This is a genomic window from Achromobacter sp. UBA5777, assembly GCF_002418565.1.
GTDB lineage: Bacteria > Pseudomonadota > Gammaproteobacteria > Burkholderiales > Burkholderiaceae_B > Achromobacter > Achromobacter animicus.
In genome coordinates this window covers 1-8539 of sequence record NZ_DIEJ01000267.1, presented here as the reverse complement: position 1 = coordinate 8539, position 8539 = coordinate 1, and the positions used below count along the sequence as shown (strand labels likewise).

General features: G+C 67.2%; 6 protein-coding genes. 2 read left to right on the top strand and 4 right to left on the bottom strand.

Annotation, left to right across the window (positions count from 1 at the left end):
• Positions 1–102: 102 nt before the first annotated feature.
• From B3446_RS23045 to B3446_RS23030, 4 genes are read right to left on the bottom strand one after another with little or no spacing between them, the layout of a single operon-like run.
• Positions 103–1086 carry a Csu type fimbrial protein gene (locus B3446_RS23045; protein WP_291385655.1) on the bottom strand — a complete coding sequence of 328 codons (984 nt, stop codon included), beginning with the start codon at positions 1084–1086 and terminating at the stop codon, positions 103–105.
• Positions 1083–3428, bottom strand: coding sequence for a fimbria/pilus outer membrane usher protein (locus B3446_RS23040; RefSeq protein ID WP_313492833.1), 2346 nt, complete (start codon positions 3426–3428; stop codon positions 1083–1085). The genes B3446_RS23045 and B3446_RS23040 overlap by 4 nt, the downstream gene beginning before the upstream one ends.
• A gap of 47 nt (positions 3429–3475) precedes the next feature.
• Positions 3476–4183 (bottom strand): fimbrial biogenesis chaperone, encoded by a 708-nt coding sequence (locus B3446_RS23035; protein ID WP_291385650.1) that lies wholly within the window; start codon positions 4181–4183, stop codon positions 3476–3478.
• A 12-nt stretch (positions 4184–4195) separates the two neighbouring features.
• Entirely contained in the window at positions 4196–4699 is a 504-nt protein-coding gene (locus tag B3446_RS23030) for a Csu type fimbrial protein (RefSeq protein ID WP_191576486.1), read from the bottom strand.
• Between the two features lie 445 nt (positions 4700–5144).
• Between B3446_RS23030 and B3446_RS23025 the strand changes: the two genes are divergently transcribed.
• Positions 5145–6554: an MFS transporter gene (locus B3446_RS23025; protein ID WP_291385646.1), complete on the top strand. Its 1410-nt coding sequence runs from the start codon at positions 5145–5147 to the stop codon at positions 6552–6554.
• A gap of 168 nt (positions 6555–6722) precedes the next feature.
• On the top strand, positions 6723–8345 hold the full coding sequence (locus tag B3446_RS23020) for a methyl-accepting chemotaxis protein (RefSeq protein ID WP_291385643.1): 1623 nt from the start codon (positions 6723–6725) through the stop codon (positions 8343–8345).
• Positions 8346–8539 lie beyond the last annotated feature (194 nt).

The following is an 8539-nucleotide window of genomic DNA, read 5'->3' as shown; positions in this document are numbered from 1 at the left end:
CGGTCAAGCCGCGAGCCACACCCTTGCAATCCTGACGCGGCGCGCGGGTGAGGCCTGACTGTCGCGGTGCGCCTGAACGGACGCGGCCGCGGCGCCGCGTGTTCAGAAGGTGATCGTGGCGGTGACGACGTCGCGGTACGTGCCCGGCCGGGGCGTCGTCTGCGCAGGCACGCGGCCATACACCGTGAAGGTCTGGTTGGCGCCCGTGCCCACGCCCGCCCGCGGCGCGCCGCCCGAAGCATCGCCCCAGACCGTGCCGTAGGCCGCATCCTGGTAAAGCTGATAGTTCACGGTGTCGGCGGCGGTCGTGTGTTTCATCTTGCGCGCCAGCACGTTGCCGGCGACCGAGCCGCCATTCAACGCCAGGGAGAAGGCGTTGGCGTTGGTGCACCGGACGGTGATCTGGCTGTTGGCCGTGACCGCGGCGTTCAGCACGCCCCGCGGGGGAAACGCCATGTCCGTCGCGTTGATGGTGCAGTTCTTCTGCACGGTCGTGCGCACCACCAGCGGAATCGTAATGCGCTGCGTCGGCGCCGCCAGCGGACAATTCGACAGGCCCGACAGCAGGCCAAACAGCACGTCCAGGCGGCCGGTCGTCGCATAGGTTTCGCTGTAGACGGTATTGGCGTTTCCGACCGTCGGCACCGTGGACTGCCCGCCCGGCAGTTTGCCGTAGAACCGGAAGGTGGTGGACACGTTGCCGCCCCCCAGCAGCGGGCCGGTGAGCGTCTGCGACGTCGGCTGCCCGGCCGTCGCAGCGCCCCAGATCTGGGTCCGCGCCGCATCCGTGTACAGGTTGTAGTTCATGCGGTTCGTGCCCGCGCCCAGGGCGCGCGCCGCGATGGACGGACTGGTGTTGCCCACGCCCAGGCTGAAGCAAAGCCGCGCGCCGATGGCGAGCAGCGAAAAATTGCAGGTCACGGCGATCGTTCCGTCCGCCACCGTGTCGCCCGGCAGCAGCGGATTGACCGTGCCGAAATCCAGCGTGGCGGTCGTGCCGGCCGACAGCGCGCACGTGTTTGCATGCGCCGCGCCGGAATAGCCCGCGCAGACGCCCATGGCGGCAAGCAGCAAGGCGATTCTCATGGTTTCCCCCGATTCAACGGCTCGCACACGACCGGTCCCAGCGTCGGCAGCGGATCGGCATCCGAACGCACGTAATCGAACACGGCCTCGCACGACACGCCGCCGCCGCGCACCCGCAACCGGTTGGTTTCCGCCACGTCCTCCACGAACGTCAGGCCGTCGTAACCCACCACGGTTCGCTTGCCGCTCTCGATGTGGGCAACCTCCGCCCCGACCGGCACGAAGGCCCCATCCGGCAGCGTCAGGATCACCGATGCCGCGTCGTACTTTTCCACCTTGAACGTGGTCAGCACGCCGGCGCCGGACTGCGGCACGACGACTGCCCGCGTCGAATCCAACCGCACGTCCACCGGCAGGTCTTCCGGGTCGATGGAGATGCGGTTGGTCTGATAGGCGTTCAGGTCCGGCACCAGCAGATGGCCGCTGCCATTCGTGCGGCCCAGCCGGCGGTTTTCGTGCAGCACCGCGACGTCGGCCGCGCCATCGGTGGAGACCAGCGCGAAGCTATCGTTGATGCGGCGCGACGGGATCACGGTGCCGTCCATCATCACCAGCGACCCCGACGCCTGCACCGACGCCTGCGTCCGGCCGCCATAGTCCTGCACCAGCCCGCTCACCAGTCCGTACTGGCCCAGATACTGGAGCTGGCCCTGATTGAGCTGCATGCCGCCGCTGCGTCCGTTCTGCACCGCCCATCCCCAACCGCCCTCGTACGGCACGCTGCTCTGCGCGTTGACGCTGTAGGTGTCCTCGCCGCCTTGGCGGCCGACCGACACGCCGGCCTGCGCGCGCTCGCCCAGCATCAACGCCAGTCCCAGGAAGACGCCCTCCGAATTCGTTTGCGAAAAGTCCTTGTACGCGCTCAGCGTCAGGACCACGCGGCTGTGCAGGTTGGCCGTGTACGAGGCCGACCCCAGCTTTGCCATCGGCACGTTCGGCATGCGGTAGCCGATGTAGCTCAGCGCCACGCTCTGCGAGCGGCCCAGCGGCATCGACACCGTCACGCGATCGGTCTGGCGCGGCACCGGCGCGTCTTCGCGGGAGCCCAGGTCGCCGTAGTTGCCGATCAGGCGCGTGACCTGCGTGTCCACGCTGAATTCCGGCCGCACGTACTGGTAGCCCACGCTGACCTGTCCGCCGCTGAAATCGCCCGCGCTGCCGGAGAGCGATCCGCTCAGCACGCCAAGCTGCCCCATCTTCACCATCGCGCCGGCGCCCGCGTTGTACAGCCCCGGGCCGGCCTCGGTGTGCGCCTCCAGCGTCAGGTTGTCGGTGTAGCCGTAACGCCCAGACGCCGTCAGCACCGGCTTGCTGTCGTAGTCGAACGAGCGCACGCTGAACTGGCGGCGCACGAAGCCCGCCTCGACCGACCAGCTCGATAGCCCCGCCGCCAGCATCCGCGGGTCGATGTACAAGGGCACCGATGTGCTGACGGTGCGGCCCAGCGCGTCGCGCGTGATCAGCGTCGCCTGGCCCGCGCCCGTGATGCCCGGAATCTGGTTGACCACGAACGGCCCCGGCGGGACATTGCCCGAATACTGCTGCACGCCATTGACGAACAGGGACACTGACGACGGCACGACCGACGACGCGCTCAGCGACGAAACCGGAAAGGTGACCAGGTCCGGGCGCAACGCGAAATTGCGGCCCCATTGCACGCCGGCCACGCGCACCGAACGCGACCAGTTCAGCGATGAGGTGATCGTGTCGCCCAGACGCAGCGTGCGCAGCGTCTCCTGATCCGAGCGCGTCCAGAACGTGTCGTAGCGCACGTATTCATCGCCGCGGCCGCCGAAGTAGGCCGTGCCCGAATTGCTGAACACGCCATTCGAATCGAAGTAACGCTGTTCGGAATACAGCGACAGCCCGTACTCGTAGTCGGTCTGCGCATAGGCGTCGTAGTTCACCACCACGCCGCGCCCGGCCGTCGCCAGCGGCGTCGCCGGCAGCCCGCGCGTGTTCACCTCGTACGGCATGCGCAGCGTGTCGGGCAGCACCAGATCCACCGACTGCGCCGCCGGGTTGTATACGTAGCGCAGGCCAGCCACGGCATCGAGGCTGACTTCGCGCGTGTCGGACATGCCGATCAAGGACAGGTCCACGCCCAGCGAGCGCAGCGCCGCGCCGCTGACGGACAGGCGGCCGTGCGTGTCGTGAAAGCGCAATAGCTGGGATGTGTTGACGCCGTTGATGCTGACCTCCAGATACACGTCGCGCTCGGCGATGCTGCCGAACGAGACCAGCTGATCGGGCGTATCCGCCGCCAGGGCCGGCGCACCCAGCAGGAAGAGTGCGAGACCCAAGGCGCGTTGCCCGCGGTGACGGGTAGCGCGCAATGCCATAGACTGCCCTTCTGTGATTGCCGGCGCGCCGGCACGCGGTCATGCGGTCAACGCGGGCTGACGGTCACCATGTCGCCGTTGATCATTGCCCTGATCTTCACCGGCCCGGCCGCGCCCTGCTTTGCCGGGATGTTCCATTGGCGCGCGCGGTTGGCCAGTGCATAGCCCAGCAGCCCCTCCACCTCGGCCACCGGCTTGCCCGCCGCATTCAGAATCTGCAGCGCGGCCACCTGGGCATAGCGGCTGCCGCTGTTGGACAGCCTCACCACCCAGTCGCCGCCAGACCGTTCCGCGCGCCAGGCCAGCTCGGGTTCGGGTGACGGTGTCGTGCCGGCCACGAACACCGGCACTGAATAGCGCAGTCGCAGCACCACGCCATTCACGCCGGGCGAAGACGGGTCGGGAATCTCGTCGATGATGAGGCGGAACCCCTGCTGCAGCGGCGGCGCGTCCTTGGACACGCGCACCAGCCGCACCAGCTGCTCGCCGCCCGGCGGCACCTGGATGATCGGCGGACTGGCCTGGATGACCTCGGTTGGCGCCAGCACATCGTCGCCGTCCGCCTGTTCCCAGCCGTAGATGCGCACCTGCCCGTAGATGGGCGTGGACCCGGGATTGCGCAGCATGATGCCGCCAGCGCCTTGCGTGGGCGCAAGTTCTACCAGTACCGGAGAAATCTGCAGTGCAGCCGCCACCGCCGCGCCGCCACAGCCCGCCAGGCAGGCCGCGAACAGCGCCCGAAAAAACATCCGCATCGGGTCGCTCCCTTAGAAGTAGACCGTCGCGGTGACCGTGGAGGAGTAGGTGCCGGGCGCCGGCGTGGTCTGCGCGGGCACGACGCCGTTCACCTGGATGGGCTGCGCGGCGCCGGTGCCGGTGCCGCCCACTCGCGCCGCCACGTCGGCGTCGCCCCACACGACCGTGGTGCTGCCCGGTTTGTAGAGCTGGTAGGCCACCGTCGCGGTATTGGCGCCGGCGCCGCTCATGAACCGTTGCGCTTCAGTCGACCCCGTGCCCGTGCCGGCATTCAGGCCGACGGTATAGGGAGTGGTGTTGCTGCACGTGACGGAAAGATTGGTGTTGCTGGTAACCGCGGTATTCAACACGCCCTGGCTGCCGAAACTCAGATCGGTGGCGGATATGACGCAGTTTGCGGTAATGGTGAGCGTGACGTTGAAATTGGCGGTGGCAGTCTGGGCGAGCGCTATGCCGGGCGCCGCACCACCGATAAACAAACACAATGTCGCTGCACGTAGGGTCGAGCGTTTCATGAAAAATGCCTCCACGGTATTCGGTTGCACCATCAATCCTGCTGCGGATAATCGTACGTCCAAATATTGGTATGCGGCACCAAATAGTTTCTTTTTCAGGGTGCTTTTATTACGATTATTAACCAATCGGGCCGAAATATCGCGCTGCAATATGCATCCTCTCCTATGCGACGTTCGGGATTTTCACTGTACATATTGTTGTGATTGAATTTCCGTTGCAGTTTCATTAAGTGACAATTACCGCCCTTATTATTGAAATCGATAATCGCCGTTCGCCTTCCGATTTAAACCGCACGCGCACATCTTGAATGGCCAGCGCGCAGCGCATGCCCATATTTCCGCGTGTGCCGTAGGGCGGAAAGCGTCGAATTCAAACAGCGCATTAGAATCAGTCCCTACGAATCCGGACGCACCCGCCCGGACGCCCACGCAGCGCAGCCCATTCATGCTCTCGTTCTCCCGCAGCACCGTTTATCCGGCCGGCGTCGGCCTGCCCGCCGCCGAGCGCCTGGGCGCACTCATCGCCGTCATGCTGGCGGTCTGCATGGCCAGTCTGGACACCGCCATCGCCAATACCGCACTGCCGACCATCGCGCGCGACCTGCAAGCCAGCGAGGCGGGTTCCATCTGGGTCATCAGCGGCTATCAGCTGGCGATGGTGGCCGGCTTGCTGCCGGCGGCCGCGCTGGGCGAAATCCTGGGTCACCGGCGCGTCTACATCGTCGGGCTCGCGGTATTCACGCTGGCCTCGCTGGCAAGCGGCCTGGCGCCGTCGCTGCCCGTACTGGTCGCCACGCGCATCCTGCAAGGCCTGGGCGCGGCGGGCGTGATGAGCGTGAACGGCGCGCTGCTGCGCTTCATCTACCCCTCGCACATGCTGGGCCGAGGCCTGGGCCTGAACGCCATGGTGGTTGGCCTGTCGTTTGCCGGCGGGCCGACCGTGGCGTCGGCCATCCTGCTGCTCGGGTCGTGGCACTGGCTGTTTCTGGTCAATTTCCCCATCGGTATCCTGGCGGCGGTGCTGGCCCTGCGCGGCCTGCCCGACACCACGCGATCCGGTCACGGATTCGACGGCCTGGCCGCGCTGCTGTGCGCGATGGCGCTGGGGCTGCTTGTCCTGGCGACCAATGAACTTGCGCACGGCGCGCCGTGGCCGCGCGTGGCGCTGGAGGGCGGCTTGGCGGCGGGCAGCCTCTGGCTGCTGATGCGGCGCCAGGCAGGCCACCCCGCGCCCATCCTGGCGGTGGACCTGCTGCGCCGCCCCCTCTTTGCGCTGTCCGCGGCCACCGCCGTGTGCGCGTTCGCCGCCCAGGCGCTGGCCTTCGTGTCGCTGCCGTTTTTGTTCCAGTCGGTGCTGGGCTACAGCCAGGTCCAGACCGGTTTTCTCATCACGCCATGGCCCGTCGTCGTGGCCTTCATGGCGCCGATCGCGGGGCGGCTGTCCGACAGCTATCCGGCGGGCATGCTGGGCGGCGTGGGGCTGGCTTTGCTGGCGTTGGGCATGGCCTTGCTGGCGCTGATGCCGGCCGACCCGTCGGTGCTGGACATTTCGTGGCGCATGGCGATCTGCGGCGCGGGCTTTGGTTTTTTCCAGTCACCCAACCTGCGGGCCATCATGACCTCCGCCCCGGCGTCGCGGGCGGGCGGGGCCAGCGGCATGATCGGCACGGTGCGCCTGCTGGGACAGGCCTCCGGCGCGGCCATGGTCGCCGCGTGCTTCAACGTCTCAACCACGCACGGCGCCATCGCGGCCCTGTGGCTTGGCGGCCTGTGCGCCGGACTGGCGTGCATCGCCAGCTTTGCCCGCCTGCGGTTCGACGCAAGTGAACCGGTGCAGACCCCGGCGTCGCGCTGACACGCCAGGTGTCCGATGACAACGTCATCACGCAACACTATTGCCGTTCGTGTCGATATATTCGGGCGGTGCGCCGTCATATTCGTAAGATGTGCAACATCCGCTAAATAAGGTTCTGGCGGGGCCGTTGTCCTTATGCAGGCTTGCTGCACCTTTGGGACGACGCGCATGACACAGTTTCTGAAAGACATCACCATCCGCCGCATGATCCTGGGCACCTTGCTCGTGATCAGCCTCTTCATCGCCGGTTTGTCGGCCATCAGCGTCCATGGGCTGCGCAGCGCAGAGGAAGCGCTCGCAGCCAGCAACGAACTCCTGCACGAGGTATCGGCGCTTTCCCGCGTCAACGACCAGATCATGCGCGCGCGGCTGCGGCTGTCGCGCCAGCTGGAATACGTGGCCGGCGGCCAGAAAGACCAGGCCGCGGCCGAAGGGCGCAGCATCGACACCGCGCTGACCGAAGCGAAGAAACATCAGGCGCAATTCATCGAGCTGGCCCGGCACGACGCCCCGACGGCGCTGCTGGACGCGATGCGTTCCGGTTTTGACGCGCTGGCCGACGGCATTTCCGTGCAGCGCCGGCATCTGGATGCGGGCGAGGTCGACAAGGCGCGCGTCCAGGCGTCCGGGCCGGTGGTCACCGCCAGCCGCAGCTTCGGCAAGAGCATGGAGGAATACGAGGCGTACGCGCAGGCGCGCGAAGTCCAACTGCTGGCCAATGCCGACGCCAACCGCCGCCAGGCCTATATCGGCATGGGTGTGGTGCTGGGCATCTGCCTGCTGCTGTTGATCCTGGGCGACCGCTACGTCTTGTATTTCGTCAAACGTCCGCTGGATTCGCTGAAGGGCCACTTCCAGCGCATCGCGGGCGGCGATCTGACCACGCCGATTCCGTCGTTCGGCAGGAACTGCGTGGGCCAGATCATCCCCTTCCTGCAGGACATGCAGGCGAGCCTGGTGCGCACCGTGCATGCCGTGCGCGACGGCGTCGTCGAGATCAACACGGGTTCCAGCGAGATCGCGGCGGGCAACCAGGACCTGTCCAGCCGCACGGAACAGCAGGCGGCGTCGCTGGAGGAAACCGCGGCCAGCATGGAGCAACTGCTGTCGACCGTGACCAGCAACGCCGAGAACGCCCGGCTGGCCAACGAAATGGCCAGCACCGCCTCCGAGGTGGTGCAGCGCGGCGGCAACGCCGTGCAGGCCGCGGTCAGCACGATGCGCGCAATCGCGCAGGACTCCAGCCGCATCGAGGACATCGTCGGTGTGATCGACGGGATTGCGTTCCAGACCAACATCCTGGCCCTGAACGCGGCGGTGGAAGCGGCCCGCGCGGGCGAGGAAGGCAAGGGCTTTGCCGTGGTGGCCGCCGAGGTCCGGTCGCTGGCGCAGCGCAGCGCCAGCGCCGCCAAGGAGATCAAGCAATTGCTCGACGCCTCGGGCGCCACGGTGCAGGCCGGCTCGGCGCAGGTCGAGGCGGCGGGCCTGACGATGACCGAGATCCTGGAGACCATCGAGCGGCTGACGCTGCTGGTGAACGACATCGCCACCGCGTCCAACGAGCAGGTGACCGGCATCGACCAGGTCAATACCGCCGTCACGCAGATGGACCAGGTCACGCAGCAGAACGCGGCGCTGGTCGAGGAAGCGGCGGCGGCCGCCTCGTCGCTGGAAACGCAGGCGCAGCGGCTGCAGTCGGCGGTCAGCGCATTCCGGCTGCCGGCGCAGGGACAGGGCGGCGCGCAGCAGGCGGCGCAATCCTACAGTCAGCCGGCGCTGCTGACTGCGTGATGGCGGGATGATCCGGCGCGGGCGCGTTTGCAGGCGCCCGCCCCATGGCTATTCCTTCACGTAGCAGGGATACAGCGCCTGCTGCGCCCGCGACCGGGCGGGGTCCACGTCGAACGCCACGACGGACTCCGTGTCGGTGCTTTGCGCTAGGAGTTCGCCGCCCGGTTCGAACGCAAACGCCACGCCCCCGAACA

What these genes read in the sequence shown, in the direction of transcription:
- B3446_RS23020 (WP_291385643.1), top strand. Translation starts at nt 6,723, where the DNA reads ATGACACAGTTTCTGAAAGACATCACCATCCGCCGCATGATCCTGGGC.
- B3446_RS23025 (WP_291385646.1), top strand. Translation starts at nt 5,145, where the DNA reads ATGCTCTCGTTCTCCCGCAGCACCGTTTATCCGGCCGGCGTCGGCCTG.
- B3446_RS23040 (WP_313492833.1), bottom strand. Translation starts at nt 3,428, where the DNA reads ATGGCATTGCGCGCTACCCGTCACCGCGGGCAACGCGCCTTGGGTCTC.
- B3446_RS23035 (WP_291385650.1), bottom strand. Translation starts at nt 4,183, where the DNA reads ATGCGGATGTTTTTTCGGGCGCTGTTCGCGGCCTGCCTGGCGGGCTGT.
- B3446_RS23030 (WP_191576486.1), bottom strand. Translation starts at nt 4,699, where the DNA reads ATGAAACGCTCGACCCTACGTGCAGCGACATTGTGTTTGTTTATCGGT.
- B3446_RS23045 (WP_291385655.1), bottom strand. Translation starts at nt 1,086, where the DNA reads ATGAGAATCGCCTTGCTGCTTGCCGCCATGGGCGTCTGCGCGGGCTAT.